The following is a 21,141-nucleotide window of genomic DNA, read 5'->3' as shown; positions in this document are numbered from 1 at the left end:
CTACTCCGCGAACACCGGGTCGGCGGGCATGCGGGTGGACTCGTTGGGCACCGGGGTGGCGTAGGTGTAGTCGAAGAGCGTGGACACCTCGGGGTGCGGGCTGTTCTCGGCGAACTCCGCGGCCTCGGCCACCTCGGCCTTGACGGCGGCGGCGATCTCGTCGCGCAGCTCGTCGGTGAGGATGCCCTCCCGGGTGAGCTTCTCGCCGAACAGGGCGATCGGGTCGTTCTCCCGCGACCGCGCCTCTTCCTTCTGCTCGTCGCTGCGGTACTTGGCCGGGTCGACCACCGAGTGGCCCTTCATCCGGTAGCTCCACGCCTCCAGCAGGAAGGGGGCCTGCTCCTCGCGGGCGCGCTCGACCAGCCGCGCGGCGGTGTCGCGGACCGCGAGCACGTCGCGGCCGTCCACGCGCTCACCCTCGATGCGGAAGGCGGCGCCGCGCTTGTACAGGTCGGGCTCGGCGGAGGACATCTCGACCGTGGTGCCCATACCGGTGAAGTTGTTGACCACCACGAAGACGATCGGCAGGTTCCACAGCTTGGCGATGTTGAGGGTCTCGTGCCAGGCGCCGATGTTGGTGGTGCCGTCGCCCATCTGGCACATGACGACCTCGTCGCCGCCCCGGTAGGAGATGGCGAGAGCGGCACCGGCGGCCAGCGGCAGCTGCCCGCCGACGATGCCGTAGCCGCCGAGCATGCGGGTCTCGGTGTCGAACATGTGCATGGAACCGCCCCAGCCCTTGGACACGCCGTCGACGCGCCCGTAGAGCTCGGCCATGACCCGCTTGGGGTCCATGCCCTTGCCGATCGCGTACCCGTGGTCACGGTAGTTCGTGAACAGGTAGTCGCTCTCGCGCAGAGCGGTCATCAGGCCGACGACCGTGGCCTCCTCGCCGAGGTTGAGGTGGCAGTATCCACCGATCCTCGCCTGGGTGTAGGCCTGGGCGGTGCGCTCCTCGAACCGCCGGACGAACATCATCTGGCGGTAGTAGTCGAGGAGGGTGTCGGGTTTCTCGTCGGCGATGCCGGGGGAGGTGTCCTTGCGGCCGCGTCGACGGGTCCCTGAGGACCTGGCGGCGGTGCGGCCCTTCGGCTTGGCCGTGTCAGCCATGGTGTGCCTTTCTACGTGCGAGAAGGCCCGTCGCTCCGGTCTGTGGACCGGGGTGCCAGGCCCGCCGTGGTCACGCTGTCGGACGCGATCACGGCGTGCGCCTCCGCCCGGCTCATGGGCGTCGGTGCTCTGTGGCTGTTGCGGGGCGCGTTCCGGGGAGCGTGGCTCGTCCTCCCCGGAGGCGAAGCGCTGGTGGTGGGGTCTCGTGTGCAGTTGTCCGCCGGATCCCTGACCGCATTGCTTCCCGGTCTGCATCGGCCTATGCATCCGGGACCTGGCGCGACGGTGTCGGTCACCCGGGTTCGTCCACCGGCCGGATGAACGACTCAGGGTGACCGGGAGGGGTACCACGTGTGTGACATGCGTCGCGCCTACTCTACGGTCTGATCGATGATCGATCAATACAACTGTACGCGAGACGGCCGGGACGGGCGCGTGGGGGCAGGTCACACGCGGGGCGCGGACTTCCTCAGTGCACGCCCTGGTGGGACTGCAGCGCCGCCTCCACGTAGTTGAGGACGTGGTCACTGAGCATCTGCCCCACCGAGGGGTCGCGCTCGCGGAAGGCCTGGGTGATCTGGGCGTGGTCGGCGGCCTTGGCGTGCAGTTCCATGTTCAGCCAGCGCACCGACAGGGCGGTCCACACCTCCACGCCCAACGACTCCCAGGTGTGCAGCAGGACGCTGTTGTCGGCGGCGCGCACGACCTCGCGGTGGAACTCCACGCTGTGCCGGATCTGCTCGGACACGTCGCCCCGCGCGGTCGCCCGCCGAAGGGCCTCCACCTCCCGCTCCAGCGGGGCGGGGTCGGCTGCCAGCCGGGGCGCCGCCAGCTGCGCGGCGACCAGCTCCAGTCCGGCGCGGACGGGGTAGATCTCGGCCATGTCCTGGACCCCGAAGGCCCTGACCCGGGCGCCCTTGTTGGGAACCGTCTCGATCAGGCGCAGGGTCTCCAGCTCGCGCAGGGCCTCGCGGACCGGCGCCTGGCTCACCTTCAGCTCCGTGGCGACGCGGCGCTCCACGATCCGCTCCCCGGGCTGCCAGCGCCCGGACAGCAGGCCCTCGACCAGTACCTGCCGGATCTGCTCCCTCAACGGCTCACGGGCCAGTTTCGAGGGATCATCCGGCAACTGTGGCAGGTCGACCATCCAGGGCCCTTCCGTTCCACGGCCAGCGCACGGCCTGTGCGCGGACCGGCTCGCTCAGCGTCGTACAGACTCCTTGAAGAGTGCCACACACGCGCGGGTCGACCGGACGGCAGGCCTCGAACCGCTAACGGAAGGCTCACGAACGTGTCGCATGGCGGTGAACCGTCGCTGCCCGGCACCGGGGTTTCAGGCAGAGTCCGGGGTGGAGGAGAAGATACGTGTGCGACCACACCCCCGCTGCGGGGGAATGTCCAGGTAGGCTCATCTGTCGGCGATATTCACACAAAGCCGTACGGAGCGTGACGCACGTGACGGTGAGGAGACCGATGGGAGCGCCCTGACCTGCGCCCACCACATCATGGAGGTGCGCGGTGCGACGCGGACGCCAATGTCAGCCCCCTGCCCCCGTGTCTCGGACGCCGATCCCGCCGACGGCCGGCCACGACGCGGTGAACCAGTTCCAAGGACCGGCCGTCGAACGGAAGTGGGCGGAGGCGTCCATCCTCCGCAGTCCGCTCCGAGTCGACCCTGAGGACGTCGGATCAGTTCCAGCAACCACGGCTAGCCCATCCCCCCACGCTTCACGAGTGCCACAGGCAAGGCCACGACACGTGAGACAGCACTGAGCACATGACGCACTCTCCGAGGACCCGACGACATCCACGGGCCAGGCAGTTGACCAAGCCATACGACAGGGAAACGCGGCCGCTCCCGGCCGCGGGACCGTACAGCGGACCCATCCCCGTGGTGCGTACCACCGAGTACGCCCCCGGGCCACCTGTCGTGCGCGCGGTCAGATGGCCGAGTGTGAGCGAGATCGCGTGGGGTCTGGCCTCGGACCGTGTCGCCATCATGCTCGCCGTCGCGCTGATCGTCATGACGATGCTCGCCGCGGGGCCGCTGCACCCGGTGGACAACTTCCTGAACGAGCTGCCCCGGCCCTACTGGGACCTGCTCCGGGACCCGCTCATCCACTGGCTGGACACGGTCGCCTCCCGTGCCGTCGCGCTGCCGGTCCTGGGCGTCACCGCGCTCCAGCTGGCCTACTGGCACCGCAGCTGGCGCCCGATCGTCCTGAGCGCGGTCGGGGTCGTGGGAATGATGTCCATGGTCTCGGTGATGAAACTGGGCATCAACCGGGGGCACGCCAAGAACTTCGACCCGGACTTCTTCCTGGGACCGGGCAACGTGGCCTTCCCCTCCGGGCACGGCGCGAACGCGATCCTCATCTACGGGGTGGTGCTGTTCCTGATCATCCGGTTCGGCGCGGCCCGGCCGCACATCATCCGGCGCCTGGCGTACTGCATCGTCGGTATCGCCGTGCTGCAGTCCACGGTCTCGATCTACCTGCACTTCCACTGGTTCACGGACCTGGTGGCGGGGATGTTCGCGGGCGGTTTCGCGCTGCGGGTGACCATCCGCCTGGACCGGATGTTCCCGCACGGTCGCACCGTCGAGTGGTGGCCCTGGTACGGCGGGCGGCAGGACCCGCTCCCCACGAGGGAGTGAGCCTCCGGGCCGCCCACGGAGTACCGCGCCCGCCGGACCCGATCCGGCGGGCGCTCCCCGTCTCCGGGCCTTCGTCCGGTCCCGCCTGGGACGGTGTCAGCCCTCGCCCTCCAGCAGTTCCCGCATCCGGGCCAGACGTGTGAGGAACATTCGGTTCATCACAAACCGCAGAACTGTCCTGTCCATAACAAGGCCAAAGCGGCTGGCGAACTCCACCCGATCGGTGTAGAAGGTTCCGGTCCCCTCCGGCTCAACCGAATGGGTATGCCGAAAATACCGGAACAGGCCGCGTAGTTGCAGGTCGGTGAAGCGGACACCGTCCTCGAAGGAGTCGATGACGCCGACCCAGCGCACAGGGAGCACACCGGCCAGGCGCCAGCGCAGCACCATCACCTCGCCCTCGGCGAACCCCCGTCCGGGCCAGTGCAGGACCCTCACACCGCCCGGCATGGAGTCCTCGAAGCCCGACCTGCTCGTGCAGAACGAGAACACCCGGCCGGGCGGTGCGTCGAAGCGCGCCGTGTAGACCGCGGTACTCGTGGAGCGGGGGCGTTCGGTGGTGTGCGGTCCGCTCAGGAACCCGCGTTCGTCGGTCTCTCTCTCGGCCATGGTCCTCTCCGCGCCGTTCTCGGAGTCGGCCTACCCCGGCGTCGCCTGGAGGGAACCCGCGACCGGGGCCCGGGGCGCCGGGGACGTCCCCGCCAACGCGAGTGGTGGCGCTGGTCCCGGGAACATTCAGTAGATCGGGAAGCCCCGCCGTGGCGGGAGGGGCCTCGCGACAGGCCACCGTCCCGATCGGATACGGGACGGTGGCCGCCTTCCCTCCCGGCCTCCGTGAGGTTTCACGTGAAACCTTCACACAGGTCAGGCGATGCGCGCCTCGCCGAGCGTGGGTTCCCAACGGCTTCCCCGCCGCGGCGACCGCCTGGATCCGCGGCGCCGAGACCCGGCGTGGGTACAAGATCACGGCGGAAACGGGCTCCGGGACGGGTAGTCGGCCCGTGCGGGGGTAAAGAATCCTTTCCGTGCATCCGGCAGTTCGGAAAGGAAACCCCCTATGCGCGCCGTGACCCTACTCACCTCCCCCACGGAGGCCCTGCTGCCCGGGTTCGTCCCCGAGTGGTCCGTCATCATCAGCGTGGTCGGCGCCCTGCTCCTCGTCTCCGCTCTGGTGAGTGTCCTGAACTCGCGGCTCGACGGTCCGATGAAGGCGCTGTGGATCGTCATCAGCCTCGTCGTCCCCTTCGTCGGACCCGCCCTGTGGTTCCTCGTCGGCCGGCCCAAGGCCCTCTCCAGGTAGGGACGGTCGAATCCCGACCCGGTGCCCGGAACGCCCGCCGGCCGGATCCGGGGAGTCACGCGTGAGGGTCCGCGCCCACCCGCGCACGCTCCGGGGCGCACAGCGCCGGGTGGTCCAGGCACGCGTCCATCGCCCGGTGCCACCGGTTGCCCCGCAGCCGGGGCTCCAGGGCGGCCACCGTCGCCCCGTACTTGGTGAAGCGCGCCTCCCGGAACCCGAACCCGTGCAGCCTGCGCTCGGTCGCGGTGAGCCCGCCGCGCGTCTTGACCTCCAGCAGCACCACGTCCGGGCGCGTCCGCACCGACCAGCCTCCCCGGTACCCGGTCAGGCCGGTGTCCACCGTCACCCGCTCCTCGCCGGAGAACGCCACGACCGTGGCGCGCCGGTAGTCGGTCACCGCGCTGGCCTCCAGCACGTCCGGCGGCTCCACGCCGTACGAGAGCAGGACGTCGTCCAGGAACCTCCGGGTCTCGGGGACCAGGCGGTCCGGCGGCCCCGCGTACCTTGTCCGAACTTTGTCGGTGATCCCGCGCGCACCCTTGAGCTTGACCTCGAACATGCGCGTCCCCGTGTCCACGTACGTGCGCGTCCTGACCTTGAAGCGCGTCCGCCGCCCCTGGCGGTGGTCATGGAAGGTCCGCAGCCCGGGGGTGTCGAGGTAGGTGGACGAGTAACGGAAATCCCGCCGCCCGTCGATCGCCAGCACCCCGAAGCGGTCTTCGGCACCCGTGAACAGCGGTTCCAGCAGTTCGGCGGGCACCAGGTACTTGCGGCAGGTCCGGGTGACCAGGGCGGCCCGCTCCTCGATTTCGGCGAGCGACACCGGCCGCAGGGCGGCCAGGGCGGCCAGGACGTCCGGGACCGCGGGGGAGTACGTGCCCGGCCCCGGGCGGCCCCGGGCGGGCGCGGGGGCGGCGGGGCTCATCGCCCGCCCGCCCGGCCCGACGGCGTGGTGGAGCCGGACCACCCGCGTGCGGGTGGGGGAGCGGACACGGCCCGGGGCACCTGGAAGCGCACGTCCACGACCATCAGGTCGCGCACGTAGTCGACCTGGGTGACCTCGGCCCTCTTCACGCGTGCGCGCAGCCGCGCCTCCAGGTCCTGCCGCAGCGCCACGGGATCCTCGTGCACCACGTCCAGGGTGAGGAGGCGGCGCTCGTGCCGCGCGAGCAGGCGCGGGTGGTCGGCCGCGTACAGGCCGGTGAGCAGCAGCGCGTTGAGGCCCAGCAGCACCCACGGCGTCTGCACCGCCACCGCGTTGACCAGGCCCAGGGCGATCGCGGTGAAGTAGTAGCCGATCTCGCCCTGGCTGATGAGGTCCGACCGCAGCCGCAGGATCGACAGTACGCCGAACAGGCCGAAGCCGACCGCCAGGCCGACCTCCCGTGCGGTCAGCATGGACACCACGGCGAAGATGCCGGTGTTGAGCGCCACGTAGGCCAGCAGCAGGTCACGCCGACCGTGGCGGCGGAAGTAGAGGACGTACGACAGGACCGTGACCGCGGTCGTGTTGACCGCCAAGGCGAACCAGAACATGGTGGCCATCCTCCGAACGGGCGGTGAGGCGCCCATGAGAGCAGGATGAGGGAACCCTCATCCGCGCCGTTCCGGGCCCACCGTCATCCGGTCAGCCGGTACCCCATCCCCCGCACGGTCACGATCCGCTCCGTGCCCACCTTGCGGCGCAGCGCGCGCACGAACACGTCCACCACGTTCGATCCGGGGTCGTAGTCGTAGCCCCACACGTGCGACAGCATCTGCTGCCGGGTGAGCACCTGCCCCGGGTGCCGCATCAGCAACTCCATCAGGGCGAACTCCCGCGCGGTCAGGTCCACGGAGACCCCCTCCACCGCCACCCGGCGCGTGCGCAGGTCCAGGGCGAGGCCGCCCGTCCGCAGCACCGTCAGGTCGGCGGGCCGCTCCGCGCGCATCCGCAGCCGCACCCGGGCCAGCAGCTCCTCGAACCGGAAGGGCTTGGTCACGTAGTCGTCGGCCCCGATCTCCAGCCCGGTCACCGTGTCCCGCACGCCGTCGCGCGCGGTCAGGATGACCACGGGGACGTCCACGCCCAGCGAGCGCACGCGCCGCAGCACGTCGAACCCGTCGGTGTCCGGCAGGCCCAGGTCCAGCAGTACCAGGTCGAAGCCACCGGTCACCGCGTAGTCCACGGCCTCCGCCCCCGTGCCCACCACGGTGGTGGTGAACCCGCTGGCGTCCAGGCCCTTGCGGACGAAGGAGGCGATCCGCTCCTCGTCCTCGACGATGAGGATGCGACTCACGCGTACCCCTTTCCGATGGGGATGACGAGGGTGAACGTGGAGCCGGCGCCCGGTGCGGAACGCAGGTCGACGCGCCCGTGGTGGGCCTCGGCGATGGCGCGGACGATGGCCAGGCCCAGACCGGCGCCCCGGTCCCCCCTGGTCGCGCCCCCGCCCCGGGAGAAGCGCTCGAAGATCCGGCCGTGCTCCTCGACCGGGATGCCCGGCCCCCGGTCGGCGACCCAGAACAGCGCGTCGCCGCCGCTGAGAGCGGAGCCCACGCGCAGCTGGGAACCCGGTTCGGTGTGCCGCACCGCGTTGGCGGCCAACTGCGCCACGGCCTGGGTGACGCGCTGCGGGTCCAGCGGGGCGGTCCCCTCGGCGATCGACTCCAGTCGCCAGTCCCGGTCGCCGAGCCTGCGCACCTTGGCGTCGATGTCGCTGGTCAGCTCGGCCAGGGACACCTCCTCCACACGCAGGAAGTCGGGCTGCTGGGCCTTGGCCAGCAGCAGCAGGTCCTCCACGATCCGGCCCATCCGGTCCAGTTCGTCGGTGACCAGGCGCACGACCTCGCGCCGCTCCTCGGGGTCGTCGCCCATCAGCTCCAGGTGGCCGCGCACGATGGTGATGGGCGTGCGCAACTCGTGCCCGGCGTCGTCGACGAACCGGCGCTGGGCCGTGAAGGCGCCCTCCAGCCGGTCCAGCATGCTGTTGAACTGCTCGGCGAGGGCGGCGATGTCGTCGCGCCCGGACACGTCGATGCGCCGGGTGAGGTCCTCCTCGGTGATGTACGCGGCGGTCTGCCGCACCAGGCGCACGGGTGCGAGGATGCGGCCCGCCACCCACCAGGCGGCCGTGCCCGCGGCGAGCAGTCCGACCAGGCTGACCATCGCGATCGTCTGCGTGGTCGCCACGACCGTGTCCTCGTCGGCTTCGGTGAAGTAGCCGATGACGAACCAGCCCGAGGCACCGGCCCCGGGCGGCAGCACGCGGATCTTCTCCCACCGCATGGGACCGGCGGGGGTGTCCAGTGCCCCACGGGCGCCGGGGGACTCCAGGACGGAGGCGACCATGGCGGGATCGGTGGACACGTCGAAGGGCGGCTCCTGGCCCTGCCGGATGCGCACGGCCTCGGCGGTGGCTTCCGGGGCGCCGCCCGCGCCCCCGTCGGGGACGGCCGGCTCCTCCACCCAGCCGAACAGGATCTCGGCCCGGTCGGGGTACTGGCGCTCCAGGTGGACCTGGACGAGGGTGGAGACGTCGGTGAAGGGTTCGCCCGTGTCGGGATCCGAGCCGTCGGCGGCGAACTTCTGGAACTCGCTGATCTCCTGTGACAGCGCACGGTCGACGCGCTCGGCGTTCCTGGTGGTGAGCGCGCTCCAGGTGAGGATGTTGACCAGGGCGAGGACGGCGGCCATGAGCAGGACGACCCAGGCCATGATGAGGAGCCGGGCCGGGACGCGGCGCCGCTGCGGCGTCTCGGGCTGGGGCCCCTCCAGGACCATCGTGGGGTGGACGGCCGTGCGTTCGGATCCGTTCCGGGCATCCCCTCCGGGGACGCCGCCGAGGTCCACCGTCGGAGAGCCCCCGTCGAAGCGGTCCTCAGTCGTCATCATCGTCCCCGTCGCCGTCGTCCCAGTCGTCGCAGTCGTCGTCATCATCATCGTCGCCATCGTCCCCGCAGGTGACGGTGGGGGTCTGGCCGGGAGTCGGGGAGGGGGTCGCCGGGGGTTCGGTGTGGTCGGGGTCGTCCTCGTCCGGGGTCCCGTCGACGTCGTGGTCGGTGACCGGCGGCGGGGGAGCGACGACTCCCTCGTCGGAGGACGGGAGGGGGCTGGTGGCGGGGGACTCCCCGACCACGACCTCGCCCGGGGGAGCGGTCTCGGGAGTCCGTCCGGTCACCGCCCACACCAGGACCGCGCCCGCGACCAGGGCGGCCGCCGCGGCACCGGCCAGCAGCAACAGCAGTGGTGATCTCATATCCACCGAGCATCCCGGGCCAGGGGAAGTCCGAGATGAAACGGACATGAGGATTTCCTCATCCGCGCTCGTCGGCGGCCCGGCGCCGTCGCGGAAGCACCTTCCGAGACGGCACCGGGCCCCGCGCGTACGGGGCGGACCGCTACGCGGCCTCAGCGCGCGTGCGCCCGCGCCAGGCACCCACGGCGGCGTCCACCAGGAGGAACACCAGCAGGGAGATCCCGAACAGCGGCAGGAACAGGCCGACACCCACCGCCGTCGCGGCGACCAGGGCCAGGCACCACCACGGCAGGCCGCGCCAGGTGCCTCGCGGCACCAGCGGCCGTCCCATGGAGAGCGCGGTCTCCTTCGTCGGACGGCGCAGCCACCACATCCGGTAGCCCCAGAAGACGAGGGCGAGCACGGACAGGCCGACCAGCGTGAGCAGGATCTGGTTCGGCAGGCCGAACAGCAGGCCCATGTGGAAGGCGATCCCCCATGAGGTCATCTTGGCCATGAACGGGTAGTCGGCGAACCTCAGTGCCTCGACCACCTCGCCGCTCGACGCGTCGACGGCCATCGAGTCCTGGTTGACGGGCCAGGTCCGCGAAACCCCCGCCACCGTGAACGGCACACCCTCCTCCACGGGTACGGAGACCTCCACCGGGCCGTCCAGTCCCGCCGCGCGCGCCGACTCCAGCACCCGGTCCAGGTCCGCGCCCTGTCCGGCCGCTCCGTGGTCCGCTTGTCCGGCCCGGTCGCCGTGGCCCTCGTGCCCCGACGCGGCGGAAGCCGACAGCGCGGGGGTCGTCCAGCCGAGGGCCGTGCGCACCTGGCCGACGTTCTCACCGGCGAACTGGGACCAGGTCAGCCCCGTGGCGGAGAGCATCAGCAGACCGGCCAGCGCCCAGAGCCCGACCGACCCGTGCCAGGACAGGGTCCGGTTCCGGCCGGTCGCGGAGTTCTCGGGCAGCAGGGCGCGGCGCAGGCGGCGGTTCCTGCGCCTGCGGCCGATCCACAGAACGACCCCGCCGAGGCCGACCACCCACAGCCAGCTCGCGGCGAGTTCGCTGTAGACGCGGCCGAGGTCCCCCAGGTGCAGGTGGCGGTGGAGCTCGGACAGCCACGACCGCACGGGCAGGGCGCCGCTGCTGCCGTAGCTGGTCATGTCGCCCAGGACCTCACCGGTGTAGGGGTCGACGAAGACGGCCAGCCGGTGGCTCTCGGAGAGCCCCTCCACGTCCAGCAGGACGCGGGTGCTCTCGTCGGGCTCCGTGGCCGGGCGCACGGCGTTCAGCGTTCCCTCGGGGTGGGCGTCGACCGCGGTGTCCACCTGCGTCTGGAGGGGCACCGCGCTGTCGCCGGGGGTGACGTGGAGCTGGTCGGAGTAGAGGGCCTGTTCCAGCTGGGGCGTGTAGACGTACAGCAGTCCTGTCACGGCGGCGACGACGACGAACGGGGCGATGAGGAGACCCGCGTAGAAGTGCAGGCGGAGCAGGAGCTGGCGCAGCGCCGCCCACGTGGAGCGGGAGCGCTGCCGGGCCGGAGGGGGAGCCGGTTCGGGGGAGCCGAGCCGGTCGGGGGCGTTCGATGCCATGGGGGTGACCTTCCTGGGCTGGTCTCGGAGCAGCCCACAGGGGGTTTCGGGCACGCGGTACGGAGGTGTCGGTGTGGGGGCCGGACACGGGGGCCGACGGAGCGGTCGGCGGAGTGGTCTCAGATCAGGGGAGCCGCGGGAGGTCCGCGCAGGATCCGCACATGGCGCAGGAACGTCAGCCGGGCGGACCGCCGGGGGGATGTCCGCGCGGGGCTTCCCGCGGGGACGGGGCGGGGGACGGGTGCGGGCTCCGCGACGAGGAGCAGCAGGCGGTCCAGCAGGGAGCGCACGAGGCCGGCCAGGGCGAGGACCGCCCGTTCCCCCTGGCGCAGCCACCACGCGCACACCACTCCGGCCACGGCGTGGGCGAGGAGCATGCCCGGCCCGGCACCGGATCCGGTCAGTGCCTCGGGCCCGGCCGTGTGGGAGGCGGCTCCGCCCGGTGACGTGACGGCGAAGAGCAGGTGCAGCGCGGCCTGCCCCCACAGTGTCGTTCCGACGAGGGGGCCGAGACGCTGCTCGGAGCGGAAGAGCCCGTGGGCGACGGCGAGGACGAGCACGAAACCCGCGGCGATGCCGAGGAGCGGTACCGCGTGTCCCGCGGCCAGGGCGTGACCGACTGAGGACACGCCGGTGCACACGGTGGCGAACACCGTGGCGCGGGGCAAACGGAGCGGGACCGTTTCAGCCATAACGGACAGTGTGGCCCATTTCCGTGTGGGTGCCCACACCTTCCGTGGGAGCGTTCACGTGACGTTATGCGCACAGCCGGATGCGGTGTGCTCGCCGGGGCGCGGTGCCCGTCCGGGCGCGGAACGCGTTCGGGAGGCCTTCCGCCCACGGCAGCCGGCGGGCGCCGTGGGAACCAGAGCGGCTACCGGGCGGCCACCGCCCCGCCGCCCCGCGGGGCGCTCAGGGAGGGCCTTCGGCCGTCCGCACCTGGACGCGTTTTCGGGTGACGAAACGACGCAACGAAACCGCGATCCGGGGCGGAGCGGATTTCGTCACTCCCACGGGGACGCGGCACCGCCGGAGACGGTCGGCACCCGCAAACGGAAAGGCCGTGCCCCCGGCCGGGTGCCGGACCGGTCACGGCGCGCGCTCGGCCCCCGTGTCCTTCGGCGCCCGCTCCGCCGTCCCGTCCAGGGGGACGGTGAGCAACCGGATCCCGTACGCCGCCAGCAGGGCGCACGCCATCGCGACCGCGCCGCCGACCCACCCGCCGACGTAGGCCTCGTCCATGAACACCACACCCACCACGGCGGCGGAGACCGGGTTGGTGAAGGTGGTGATCCCCAGCGGGGCTCCCAGCTCCATGCCCTGGTAGGCCGCCTGCGCCAGGAACAGGCCCAGCACCGCGATCACGGGTGTGGCCAGCGAGGACGCGTGCAGCAGCCCGGCCGCTCCGTTCTCACCGATGACCGACACCGCGGTCTTGACCATGGCCGAGGAGACCCCGAAGGCCACCCCCGCCGCTCCCGCGAGCAGATAGCTTCGCCAGGCGGCGGACCCGACCCTTCCCGCCAGCCACGCGGTCGCCGACAGCACCGCCGTCGTACCCGCGCCGACCACCGCCGCGTCCGTGTCGTCGAGCACGCCGCCACGGCCGTCGGTCACCGTCGCCACCAGCAGCACGCCCAGAGCCACCGTGGTGAACGCCGCGCCGCGCCACTCCGCGCGGGTGACCCGGCGCCCGCCCAGACGGGCCGACCACGGGACGCCGAACACCAGCACCAGCACGCCGAGCGGCTGCACCACGGTCAACGGCGCGTGGCTCACCGCCGCCACCTGGAAACCGGCCCGGATCCCGTTGAACAGCAGGGACGCCCACCACAGCGGATGCCGTAGCAGGGCGGTCAGCTGCCTGCCTCCGGTGAGCGGCTCCGCCACCCGCACCGCGAGCCTGCGCTGGGCCACCGCCGCGACCGTGTAGGCGGCACACGAGAGCACCGCGAAGACGATTCCCCACACCACGCCCGAAACCATGACAGAGATGATCCCACCTCCTCAGGCCTCACCGTCCTCCCGAACCGGGCCCGCGGCCTCTCCCTCGTCCTCCTCACGTCCCCGCTCCTTCCTCCTCCTGCGCTCGGCGCGCCGCTCGGCCCTTCGGAGCCCGCGGCCCTCGGCCATGGTGTAGAGGACCGGCAGGAAGACGAGGGTCAGCACGGTCGAGGAGAACAGGCCCCCGATGGTGACCACGGCCAGGGGCTGGGTCATGAAGGCCCCGCCGCTGTCCGTCAGCTCCAGCGCCAGGGGCGTCAGCGCGGCCATGGTGGACACGGCGGTCATGAGGATCGGCCTGAGCCGGTTGAGCGAACCGTTCACGACTGCTTCGCGCAGCTCCATGCCCTCGGACCGGTACTGGTTGATCAGGTCGACCAGCACGATCGCGTTGGTGAGCACGATGCCGATGAGCATGAGCAGGCCGATCAGGGCGGGCACGCCCAGGGGGATGTCCGCGATCAGCAGCAGACCGAGCGATCCGGTGGCCGCGAAGGGCACCGACACCATCAGGAGCACCGGTTGCACCAGGCTCCTGAACGTCATCACCATGATCACGTAGGCGATCGCCACCGCGGCGAGCATGGCGTAGAACATCTGGTCGAACGCCTCGTCCTGCTCGGCGCTCACGCCTCCGACGGTGGTGGTGACCTCCGGTGGAAGGTCGAGGCCGTCGAGACGCTGGGAGATCTCCTCACCCAGCCGACCGAGGTCCTCGGCCGTCGGTGCGGCCGTGACGGTGACGGCCCTGACGCCGTCGACCCTGTGCAGTACCGGAGGCGTGGTGACCTCGTCCACGTCGGCGACCGTGGAGAGGCGGACCGTCCCGCCCGAGGGTGTGGCGATGGGGATGTCGTCCACGTCGTCCAGGGTTCCGGGCTCCTCCCGGAGGTGCAGGACGAGGTCCCGGCTGACGTTGTCGACGTCCGCCGTGCCCAGTTCGACGCCCTGGAAGGCCTCGTGGACGGCCTGGCCCACGGCTCCCTCTGTCAGACCCCGGTCGGCCGCGGCCTCGCCGTCGACCCGGACCTCGTAGGTCCTCACGGTCTCGCTGGTGTTGCTGCGCACGTTCTCCAGCCCGTCGAGGCCCTCCAGCGTCTCCACCACCTCTTCGGCGGCTTCCTCGGAGGTCTCCGGGTCCAGGGCGCCCACCTCCACCGACACGCCGGAGGACCCGCTCGAACTACCGTCGTCTAGAACGACGGGGTGGTCGGTGTCCACGTCGGCGAGCAGCGCGGCCAGCCGGTCCCAGGCGGCGTCGTGGTCCCCGTCGGGGTCGGAGGTGATGTTGTAGGTGGTGTCCCCGGCCTCGGCTCCGCCCAGGGCAGAGGTCACGCTGTCGCCGCCGATCGTGACCTGGTAGGACTCGATCCAGGCCGCGCCCCGCAGGAGTTCCTCGACCTTGGCCGCCTCCTCCTCGGCCTCCTCCGGCGGCATCTCCGCGGGAAGCTCCTGTACCGCCTGGAAGGTGTTCTGGCTCTGCTCCCCGATGAAGTCGGTCTTCAACCAGGGGGACATCGACACGCCGAGGGTGAGCAGGAACAGCAGGATCCCGGCCGCCACCGTCACGAGGCGGTGGGCGACGGCCCATCTGATGAGCCACCGGTAGCCGCGCTGGAGGGGGGTGAGCCGCTTCCCGGACTCCTCCTCTCCAGCGGGGGACGCGCCCGGCCGGGCGAACAGGTAGGCGAGGACGGGCACGACCGTCAGCGCCACGACCAGGGAGATCGCCAGGGCCAGACTCACGGTCGCCGCGAACGGCCGGAAGACCTCCCCGGTCATCCCGGTGACGAACAGCATGGGGAGGAACACCATGAGGGTGACCAGGGTGGAGGAGAAGACCGCCGTGGCCACCTCCAGGGTCCCGTCGCGTACCGCCGCGAACCGGTCTCCGCCCCTGGCGAGGTGGCGCCTGATGTTCTCCAGGATGACGATCGAGTCGTCCACCAGCCGTCCGATGGTGACGGCGACGGCTCCGAGGGTGACCAGGTTGAGGGAGTAGCCGACCAGCTGGGTCGCCGCCACGGTCAGGAGCAGGGCGAGGGGGATGGAGAGGGAGACGATCAGGGTCGAGCGAACGGACAGCAGGAAGAGCAGGATGACGACGATCGCGAACGCGATGCCCAGTGCTCCCTCTTCGATCACCGAGGAGACGGAGTCGTGGATCTGGGGAGCCTGGTCGAAGACCACGGCGATCTCCGCGTCGCCTCCGAGCAGTGCCTCCAGGTCGTCCAGCTGGGCGTGTACCGCGTCGGAGATCTCCACGGTGTTGCCCTCGGGCGCCTTGGTGATGATCACGCCGAGGCTCGGGGAGCCGTTGGTCCGCGTCAGCGTGGCCGCCTCGCCCGTGCCGAGCTCGACGTCGGCGACATCGGAGAGCCGGACCGCGTCCGGCGGGGAGCCGGTGTCCCCGGAGAGGACCGACTCGGTGATGGCGCTCCGGGGCGCCACCCAGACGTCCTCGACGTCCTCCACCGAGTCGAACGAGGAGTTCGTCGTGACGCCGAAGGCGCCGCCGCCGTCCCGGACCACGCCGCCCGGGCTCCTCAGGCCGTTCTCCTCCAGGGAGGCGAGAACGTCCTCGGGCGTGAGGTCCTCGTCCTCCAGGGCCTCCTCGTCCACCCGCACGGACACGGTCTGTTCGCGGATCCCGTTGACCACCACCGACTGGACACCGGGGAGCGCCTCCAGTTCGGGGACGGCCCGCCGCTCCAGCGGTGCGGCCAGGTCCTGCTCGTCCCCTTCGGAGCTGACGGCGAGTATGACGATGGGGATGTCCGTCTCGCCGAACGACTGGGAGAAGACCTCGACACCGTCGGGAAGGTCGGAGGCGGCCTGGTCCGTCGCCCTGCGGATGTCGCGGAGCAGGTCCTGGCCGGACTCGCCGTAGTCGAACTCGGCCGTCACCCGGGCACGGCCCTCGGAGGAGGTGGAGCTGAACGAACTGACGCCCGGAACGCTCCTGACCGCCTGTTCCAGGGGAAGTGTGACCTCCCGCTCGACCGTCTGCGGAGAGGCGCCGTAGTGAACGGCGTCCACCATGACCATGGGCATTTCCATGGAGGGCATGAGCTCGCGGTCGGCCACGTTGGCCGACACCACGCCGGCGACGGCCGCGGTGATCACCACCAGGATCACGGCCGTTCTGTTGCGAAGTGAGAATTGGACGAGGCGTCTCACGAAAGGGGCTCCCTACGGGCTGCGGTGAGCCCTGCTCCACTGCGACGGGGGGTTCTGCGCGGTCCTCGGACTTCCTCGGACACGGGTTCTCTCATCTCCTCGCGTCGGAACGGGGACCGTACGAGTCCGTGTCCGCGGCGGTGCCGCCGACGGCCGGCGCGGGGAGGCGGGGGAGTGCTGCGGGCGATCCGACGGTCACCAGGCCCATGCCTCGGGGCCGGGACCGCCGTTGCCCACGGGGGGGAAGAGCTTCTCCAGCTCTTCGAGCAGGCCTGGATCCAGTTCCTGCTCCAAGGTGCGCAGCGCGCCGCGCAGGTGCTCCTCCGTCCGGGGACCGATGACCATGGAGGTGACTCCGGGGCGGGAGAGCACCCAGCCCATGGCGGCCTCAGCCGGATCCAGGCCGTGCGCTCCGCACAACTGCTCGTACTCGCCGACCGTGGCCTCCAGCGTCGGCATGGCGTTCATGGCGCGCCCCCGGGCGGTCTTGACCGCCGTTCCCTCCGCCAGCTTGCGCAGGGCGCCGCCGAGGAGGCCGCCGTGCAGGGGTGACCAGGCCACGACGCCGATCCCGTACGCCTGGGCCGCCGGGATGAGCTCCAGTTCGACGTGCCTGCGCACCAGGTTGTAGCACGACTGCTCGGAGACCAGGCCCAGGAAGTGCCGCCTGTTCGCCGCCTCCTGGGCGGCGACGAGGTGCCAGCCCGCGAAGTTGGAGGAGCCGACGTAGCGCACCTTGCCCTGCTGTACGAGGAGTTCCATCGCCTGCCAGACCTCCTCCCACGGGGCGCTCCTGTCCACGTGGTGCATCTGGTAGAGGTCGATCCAGTCCGTACCCAGACGTCGGAGGGAGGCCTCGCAGGCGGAGATGATGTGCCGGGCCGAGAGGCCGCCCTCGTTGGGCCAGTCGCTCATGGGTGTGAAGACCTTGGTGCCGAGCACCATCTTCTCCCGCCTGCGGCCGCCCTGCGCGAACCACTCACCCAGCAGTTCCTCGGTCCACCCCCGGTGCACCTGCCAGCCGTACTGGTCGGCGGTGTCGACGAAGTTGACGCCCTCGTCCAGGGCCGTGTCCAGCAGGGCGAAACTGTCGGGCTTGGGCAGGTTGACGCCGAGGTTCAACGTGCCGAGGCACAGCCGGCTCACTTGCAGTGCTGTCCGGCCGAGGCGTGTGTACTGCATCATCATCCCTGTGGTTCGTGCTGTCCGGGGGCTTGGGGTGCGGTGTTCCGTAGAACGGTTCGGGGCTCGGCTCCGTCATTCCGTACCGGGCGAAAACGGTGGTGATTGTAGGTGTGCGCCCTCCTGCCGGGACAGGCCGGACCGGGTGGACGGGACCGCTGCCCCCTCCAGCCCCAGGCACTCGGAGTAGAGGGGGAGCGCTCCGCGTCCGCGTGCCTCCGCCAGGGTCGGGGCCTCCAGGTCGCGCTTCGACATGATCGGGGCCGCACCGCGCGGCAGGGGCAGGTCCAGCGCCGGGTCTAGGGGTGACAGCGCCATCTCCTGTTCCGCGAGGTAGACGGTCGACAGCAGATAGGTCATGACCGTGTCCTCCTCCAGGGAGACGAAGACGTGGCCGACCCCGAACGGTAGGTACAGCGCTCGGAAGCTCTCCTGGTCGAGCACCACGGAGTCCCAGCGACCGTAGGTCGGCGACCCGATCCGGATGTCGACCACGATGTCCAGGGAGCGTCCTCGCGAGGAGTAGACGTACTTCGCCGCGCCCGGCGGCACCGCCGTGTAGTGGATCCCGCGCACCACGTCCTTGCGCGAGCGGCTGTGCAGGGTCTGCGCGACGGGGAACAGGGGCCGTCCCGTGGCGTTCGTGAAGGGATCCTCGTGGAAGTGCGAGGCGACGGCTCCTCGGTCGTCTGGGAACACCATCGCGGTGAACTCGAACGCGCCGTCGACGGCTAGTCTGCGTGCCTGCATTCTGGGGATGGCCTCCTGACCCCCGGCGGCCGGGTCGGTGTCGTTGGCGTCCGGGGTCCGCTCGCAGCGGAGGGACCGGAGCCGGCAGTGCGCAGAGTATTGCCCGGACACGGGGCGGACCAGGACGGAAGCGACCGCGATCGCGGGGCGGGGAAGGCGGACGGCATGAGATGGCTGGTCACGGGAGCGTGCGGAAAGCTCGGCCACGACCTGGTGGAGGAGCTTCTGCGGTCCGGCGAGGAGGTCGTCGGTCTGGGGCGCGACCACCTGGACATCACCGATCCGGGCGGTGTCCGTGCGGCGTGTGCGCGGTACGCCCCGGACACCGTGGTCAACTGCGCCGCCTACACGGACGTCGACGCCGCCGAGTCGCGTCCCGACGAGGCGTACCGGATCAACGCGGAGGGCCCCCGGCACCTGGCGGAGGCCTGTGCCCGGACCGGGGCCAGGCTGCTCCACGTATCGACGGACTACGTCTTCTCCGGCTCCGACCGCTCCTCCCCCTACCAGGAGGACCATCCGACCTCGCCCTGCTCGGTCTACGGGGAGAGCAAGCTGGAGGGGGAGCACGCGGTGCTGCGGGCGCTGCCGGACCGTGCGGCGGTCCTGCGGACGGCCTGGCTCTACGGAGCCCACGGCCGGAGCTTCGTGAAGACGATGCTGGGGATCGCGGCGAGCGGATCGGGGGCCGACGTGGTGGACGGCCAGGTGGGGCAGCCCACCTGGACCCGGGACCTCGCGCGCCGCATCGTCCTGGTCGGCCGCCGTCCGGACGCCAACGGGATCCTGCACGCGACCAACAGCGGGCAGGCCACGTGGTTCTCACTGGCGGCGGAGGTCTTCCTGCTCGCCGGGGCCGACCCGGACCGGGTGCGCCCCTGCGCCGACGACCTCTTCCCGCGGGCGGCGCGCAGACCCGCCTACAGCGTGCTGGGGCAGTCCAGGTGGGCCGAGTTCGGTGCGCCGCCCCTCCGTCCCTGGAGGGCGGCCCTGCGGGAGGCGCTGGATGAGATGTCCCCGCCGGAGAGCTGAGGCCGACCGGCCGCGCGTACGGCACGCGGCCGTCACATGTCCGTACTGCCCACGTAGACCGTGTGTACCTCGCCAGGGGCGGCGCTCCGCACGGGATCGGTCGCCTCCGCGATGCTCTCGGCGAAGGCGCGGGTGTCCGGGAGCGCGCCCACCCTGTCCAGCCGGGCCCGGATCCACCCCGGGTTCAGGCGGTCGAGCATGTGGGCGATGATGCTGTCGGCGATGACGTCCCCGCTCACGACGGACAGCGTGACCCCGCGCTCGGCCAGTTCCGGGGCGCGTTCGCGAAGGGCGGTCTCCCCGGCGCGCTTGCTGCGGGCCACACGCGCGTACACCGGCGATTCGTACCGTTCGAGGTGCGCCCAGTGGGAGGTCACGAACGCGATCCGGCCTCCCCGCGGCATCAGGGGGAGGAGCATGTCCACCAGCCTGACCTGGGCGCGGAAGTTGATGAGCATCGGGTAGTCGTCGTCCACACCGTGTTCGAGACCGCCGCTGGCGTTGAGCACCAGCCGGTCGACCCTGCCGTGCTCCGACCCGAGGGCGCTCACCATCGCCTTCGTCTCGTCCGGCTCGGTCAGGTCCGCGCGCAGGACGTCCGCCCGGCATCCGGCCGCCTCGACCTCGGCGGCGACGGCGCGCGCCATCCATGACTTGCGCTCGTCGCGGTGGTTGATGACGACGGTGCCGACACCCCCACGGCGGGCGAGCCTGCGTGCGACCTCCGCGCCGACCCCGCGGGAGGCACCGGTGATGAGAGCCACGCCTTGCGCCATCGATTACTCCTCGGTCGTCTCGGTCGCGTCCGGCCGCCGTCGCCGCGGGTCACGCGTATCACCGGTGGCTCCGCTTCGGCGCGGAACGGAGTACCAGCATTGTTCGCGTCCGCGGCCAGTCCTAGCATGTGTCCCGCTGGCGGGACAGCGAATGCATGGGACGGCGAAAACTCAGAATTGGTGTTGCCGGTCGCCTCCTCGGTACCGATAACGTCCTCCGAAGCCCTGCACGCTCAGGGAGTGCCCCTGTGCCTTCTGCAAAGCGGAACCGAGGTTGGTGATCCATGATCGACTCACATGTTCGGACCAGGAGAACGAGACTCCACGTTCTCGCGCCCGTCGTCGGTGACCGGCTGCGTGACCTTCTCGTGGAAAAGGATTTCGGCGGGTACCCGGGATTGGATTCCTTCGTCGAAGCCCACGGCGGTGATCCGGCGGGTACCGAGGCCCACTTCCTGGTCGAACAGGTCATAGGAGGCGTGAACATCGGGTTCGCCTCCCTGCGGAACGTGGACCCCGGTACCGGGGAGGGCGAGATCGAAATGGTCGTCAAGGACGACCTCGTCAGCGGCCTGGCCATCGAGTCCAATCTCCTCCTGATCAACCACATCTTCTCCGAGCGGAGTCTGGAGAAACTCCACTTCTGGCCTCTGAAGAAGCACAGTTCCACCATGGAGGCGTATCCCGCCATGATCCGCGAGGTCACCGACCCCTCTCCGGAGCTGGCACAGCGGGCCGCGGGGCGCAGGACCTTCGCGATCGAGCGTCAGGAGTGGGAGAAGATCGGCACGGTGTTCCTGCGCGTCCTCTCAAGGTCCTGACGCGGGCGCCATGGTGGTGAGACACACCTGAAGCACCTGAAACCCCTTACGAGCAACCCAATCCCTCCTGGAAAGGCCTTCGGTACCCATGCCCTCCATCGACCGCGAGAAGCTCGTCTCCCAGATCAAGATCCAGGCCATGACCGTGCTCATGTTCACGCACAGCGAGCCCCAGTACGACCTTCCGCAGCCCGAGCTGATGGAGGACCTCGGATCGTTCGCGGTCGTGCAGCTCACCCTGATGCTCGAGGACCTGTACGGCGTGGAACTGCTGGAGGAGATGGTCGAGTTCAAGGGCGGCTCCTTCGAGGAGTTCGCCGACTTCGTCATCGAGCGCGTCGAGGGGACCAAGGAGAAGGACACCGGGGTGACGAACTGATCCTTCCCTCAGCGGTGGGGGGTGGTGTGTTGTTCGGCGAGTCGGGTGAGTCGGGCGGCGGTGTGGTTGGGGGTGGGCATCCGCTGGGCCTGGCGGCGTAGCCGGTCGGCGTTTCGGCGGTGCGCGGGGTCGTGCAG

General features: G+C 70.9%; 20 protein-coding genes. 5 read left to right on the top strand and 15 right to left on the bottom strand.

Annotated elements, in window-relative coordinates:
* Positions 1–1,110, bottom strand: coding sequence for a pyruvate dehydrogenase (acetyl-transferring) E1 component subunit alpha (gene pdhA, locus FYX01_RS02445; RefSeq protein WP_150237063.1), 1,110 nt, complete (start codon positions 1,108–1,110; stop codon positions 1–3).
* Positions 1,111–1,579: 469 nt separating this feature from the next.
* The gene (locus tag FYX01_RS02440; RefSeq protein ID WP_150237062.1) at positions 1,580–2,257 is read right to left on the bottom strand and encodes a GntR family transcriptional regulator; all 678 of its coding nucleotides are present in this window, start codon (positions 2,255–2,257) and stop codon (positions 1,580–1,582) included.
* A gap of 744 nt (positions 2,258–3,001) precedes the next feature.
* Between FYX01_RS02440 and FYX01_RS02435 the strand changes: the two genes are divergently transcribed.
* A complete protein-coding gene (locus tag FYX01_RS02435; protein ID WP_150237060.1) occupies positions 3,002–3,766 on the top strand; it encodes a phosphatase PAP2 family protein in 765 nt (254 codons plus the stop codon).
* A 96-nt stretch (positions 3,767–3,862) separates the two neighbouring features.
* On the opposite strand, the gene FYX01_RS02430 is transcribed toward FYX01_RS02435, so the two are convergent.
* Positions 3,863–4,375 (bottom strand): SRPBCC family protein, encoded by a 513-nt coding sequence (locus FYX01_RS02430; RefSeq protein WP_150237058.1) that lies wholly within the window; start codon positions 4,373–4,375, stop codon positions 3,863–3,865.
* Positions 4,376–4,823: 448 nt separating this feature from the next.
* Between FYX01_RS02430 and FYX01_RS02425 the strand changes: the two genes are divergently transcribed.
* Positions 4,824–5,066 (top strand): PLD nuclease N-terminal domain-containing protein, encoded by a 243-nt coding sequence (locus FYX01_RS02425; protein ID WP_150237056.1) that lies wholly within the window; start codon positions 4,824–4,826, stop codon positions 5,064–5,066.
* Between the two features lie 55 nt (positions 5,067–5,121).
* Here the strand turns inward: FYX01_RS02425 and FYX01_RS02420 are convergent, their stop codons facing one another.
* From FYX01_RS02420 to FYX01_RS02370, 11 genes are all read right to left on the bottom strand, one after another.
* A complete protein-coding gene (locus FYX01_RS02420) occupies positions 5,122–5,991 on the bottom strand; it encodes a polyphosphate polymerase domain-containing protein (protein ID WP_150237054.1) in 870 nt (289 codons plus the stop codon).
* Positions 5,988–6,602 (bottom strand): DUF4956 domain-containing protein, encoded by a 615-nt coding sequence (locus FYX01_RS02415; protein ID WP_150237052.1) that lies wholly within the window; start codon positions 6,600–6,602, stop codon positions 5,988–5,990. The genes FYX01_RS02420 and FYX01_RS02415 overlap by 4 nt, the downstream gene beginning before the upstream one ends.
* Before the next feature lie 83 nt (positions 6,603–6,685).
* Positions 6,686–7,345 carry a response regulator transcription factor gene (locus FYX01_RS02410; protein WP_150237050.1) on the bottom strand — a complete coding sequence of 220 codons (660 nt, stop codon included), beginning with the start codon at positions 7,343–7,345 and terminating at the stop codon, positions 6,686–6,688.
* Complete coding sequence (locus tag FYX01_RS02405) at positions 7,342–8,937, bottom strand: sensor histidine kinase (RefSeq protein ID WP_150237309.1); 1,596 nt, start codon at positions 8,935–8,937, stop codon at positions 7,342–7,344. Before FYX01_RS02405 ends, FYX01_RS02410 begins: the two co-directional genes overlap by 4 nt.
* Positions 8,927–9,304 (bottom strand): hypothetical protein, encoded by a 378-nt coding sequence (locus tag FYX01_RS02400; protein WP_150237048.1) that lies wholly within the window; start codon positions 9,302–9,304, stop codon positions 8,927–8,929. The genes FYX01_RS02405 and FYX01_RS02400 overlap by 11 nt, the downstream gene beginning before the upstream one ends.
* A gap of 142 nt (positions 9,305–9,446) precedes the next feature.
* On the bottom strand, positions 9,447–10,880 hold the full coding sequence (locus FYX01_RS02395) for a PepSY-associated TM helix domain-containing protein (RefSeq protein ID WP_150237045.1): 1,434 nt from the start codon (positions 10,878–10,880) through the stop codon (positions 9,447–9,449).
* A 119-nt stretch (positions 10,881–10,999) separates the two neighbouring features.
* Positions 11,000–11,572 (bottom strand): hypothetical protein, encoded by a 573-nt coding sequence (locus FYX01_RS02390; protein ID WP_150237043.1) that lies wholly within the window; start codon positions 11,570–11,572, stop codon positions 11,000–11,002.
* 397 nt (positions 11,573–11,969) lie between these two features.
* Positions 11,970–12,866, bottom strand: a complete 897-nt coding sequence (locus FYX01_RS02385; RefSeq protein WP_150237041.1) for a DMT family transporter — start codon at positions 12,864–12,866, stop codon at positions 11,970–11,972.
* A 21-nt stretch (positions 12,867–12,887) separates the two neighbouring features.
* Positions 12,888–16,064: an efflux RND transporter permease subunit gene (locus tag FYX01_RS02380; RefSeq protein ID WP_150237039.1), complete on the bottom strand. Its 3,177-nt coding sequence runs from the start codon at positions 16,062–16,064 to the stop codon at positions 12,888–12,890.
* Between the two features lie 195 nt (positions 16,065–16,259).
* Positions 16,260–17,252 (bottom strand): aldo/keto reductase, encoded by a 993-nt coding sequence (locus FYX01_RS02375; protein ID WP_317846040.1) that lies wholly within the window; start codon positions 17,250–17,252, stop codon positions 16,260–16,262.
* Positions 17,253–17,321: 69 nt separating this feature from the next.
* Positions 17,322–17,996, bottom strand: coding sequence for a dTDP-4-dehydrorhamnose 3,5-epimerase family protein (locus FYX01_RS02370; protein ID WP_150237037.1), 675 nt, complete (start codon positions 17,994–17,996; stop codon positions 17,322–17,324).
* Between the two features lie 165 nt (positions 17,997–18,161).
* Here FYX01_RS02370 and rfbD point away from each other — a divergent pair, with 165 nt between their 5' ends.
* Positions 18,162–19,028, top strand: a complete 867-nt coding sequence (gene rfbD / locus FYX01_RS02365) for a dTDP-4-dehydrorhamnose reductase (protein WP_150237036.1) — start codon at positions 18,162–18,164, stop codon at positions 19,026–19,028.
* 32 nt (positions 19,029–19,060) lie between these two features.
* Here rfbD and FYX01_RS02360 read toward each other — a convergent pair whose 3' ends face one another.
* On the bottom strand, positions 19,061–19,804 hold the full coding sequence (locus FYX01_RS02360) for an SDR family oxidoreductase (protein ID WP_223830274.1): 744 nt from the start codon (positions 19,802–19,804) through the stop codon (positions 19,061–19,063).
* 398 nt (positions 19,805–20,202) lie between these two features.
* Between FYX01_RS02360 and FYX01_RS02355 the strand changes: the two genes are divergently transcribed.
* Together FYX01_RS02355 and FYX01_RS02350 are read left to right on the top strand one after the other, a co-directional pair.
* The gene (locus FYX01_RS02355; protein ID WP_150237034.1) at positions 20,203–20,625 is read left to right on the top strand and encodes a hypothetical protein; all 423 of its coding nucleotides are present in this window, start codon (positions 20,203–20,205) and stop codon (positions 20,623–20,625) included.
* An 88-nt stretch (positions 20,626–20,713) separates the two neighbouring features.
* Positions 20,714–21,004, top strand: coding sequence for a hypothetical protein (locus tag FYX01_RS02350; RefSeq protein WP_150237032.1), 291 nt, complete (start codon positions 20,714–20,716; stop codon positions 21,002–21,004).
* The last annotated feature ends 137 nt before the right edge of the window (positions 21,005–21,141 follow it).

Source organism: Nocardiopsis quinghaiensis (assembly GCF_008638365.1).
Classification (GTDB): Bacteria; Actinomycetota; Actinomycetes; order Streptosporangiales; family Streptosporangiaceae; genus Nocardiopsis; species Nocardiopsis quinghaiensis.
Note: the sequence above shows the minus strand (reverse complement) of the source record. Positions and strands in the feature narration are given on the sequence as shown.

What these genes read in the sequence shown, in the direction of transcription:
- pdhA (WP_150237063.1), bottom strand. Translation starts at nt 1,110, where the DNA reads ATGGCTGACACGGCCAAGCCGAAGGGCCGCACCGCCGCCAGGTCCTCA.
- FYX01_RS02440 (WP_150237062.1), bottom strand. Translation starts at nt 2,257, where the DNA reads ATGGTCGACCTGCCACAGTTGCCGGATGATCCCTCGAAACTGGCCCGT.
- FYX01_RS02430 (WP_150237058.1), bottom strand. Translation starts at nt 4,375, where the DNA reads ATGGCCGAGAGAGAGACCGACGAACGCGGGTTCCTGAGCGGACCGCAC.
- FYX01_RS02425 (WP_150237056.1), top strand. Translation starts at nt 4,824, where the DNA reads ATGCGCGCCGTGACCCTACTCACCTCCCCCACGGAGGCCCTGCTGCCC.
- FYX01_RS02420 (WP_150237054.1), bottom strand. Translation starts at nt 5,991, where the DNA reads ATGAGCCCCGCCGCCCCCGCGCCCGCCCGGGGCCGCCCGGGGCCGGGC.
- FYX01_RS02415 (WP_150237052.1), bottom strand. Translation starts at nt 6,602, where the DNA reads ATGTTCTGGTTCGCCTTGGCGGTCAACACGACCGCGGTCACGGTCCTG.
- FYX01_RS02405 (WP_150237309.1), bottom strand. Translation starts at nt 8,937, where the DNA reads ATGACGACTGAGGACCGCTTCGACGGGGGCTCTCCGACGGTGGACCTC.
- FYX01_RS02400 (WP_150237048.1), bottom strand. Translation starts at nt 9,304, where the DNA reads ATGAGATCACCACTGCTGTTGCTGCTGGCCGGTGCCGCGGCGGCCGCC.
- FYX01_RS02395 (WP_150237045.1), bottom strand. Translation starts at nt 10,880, where the DNA reads ATGGCATCGAACGCCCCCGACCGGCTCGGCTCCCCCGAACCGGCTCCC.
- FYX01_RS02390 (WP_150237043.1), bottom strand. Translation starts at nt 11,572, where the DNA reads ATGGCTGAAACGGTCCCGCTCCGTTTGCCCCGCGCCACGGTGTTCGCC.
- FYX01_RS02385 (WP_150237041.1), bottom strand. Translation starts at nt 12,866, where the DNA reads ATGGTTTCGGGCGTGGTGTGGGGAATCGTCTTCGCGGTGCTCTCGTGT.
- FYX01_RS02375 (WP_317846040.1), bottom strand. Translation starts at nt 17,252, where the DNA reads ATGATGATGCAGTACACACGCCTCGGCCGGACAGCACTGCAAGTGAGC.
- FYX01_RS02370 (WP_150237037.1), bottom strand. Translation starts at nt 17,996, where the DNA reads ATGCAGGCACGCAGACTAGCCGTCGACGGCGCGTTCGAGTTCACCGCG.
- rfbD (WP_150237036.1), top strand. Translation starts at nt 18,162, where the DNA reads ATGAGATGGCTGGTCACGGGAGCGTGCGGAAAGCTCGGCCACGACCTG.
- FYX01_RS02360 (WP_223830274.1), bottom strand. Translation starts at nt 19,804, where the DNA reads ATGGCGCAAGGCGTGGCTCTCATCACCGGTGCCTCCCGCGGGGTCGGC.
- FYX01_RS02350 (WP_150237032.1), top strand. Translation starts at nt 20,714, where the DNA reads ATGCCCTCCATCGACCGCGAGAAGCTCGTCTCCCAGATCAAGATCCAG.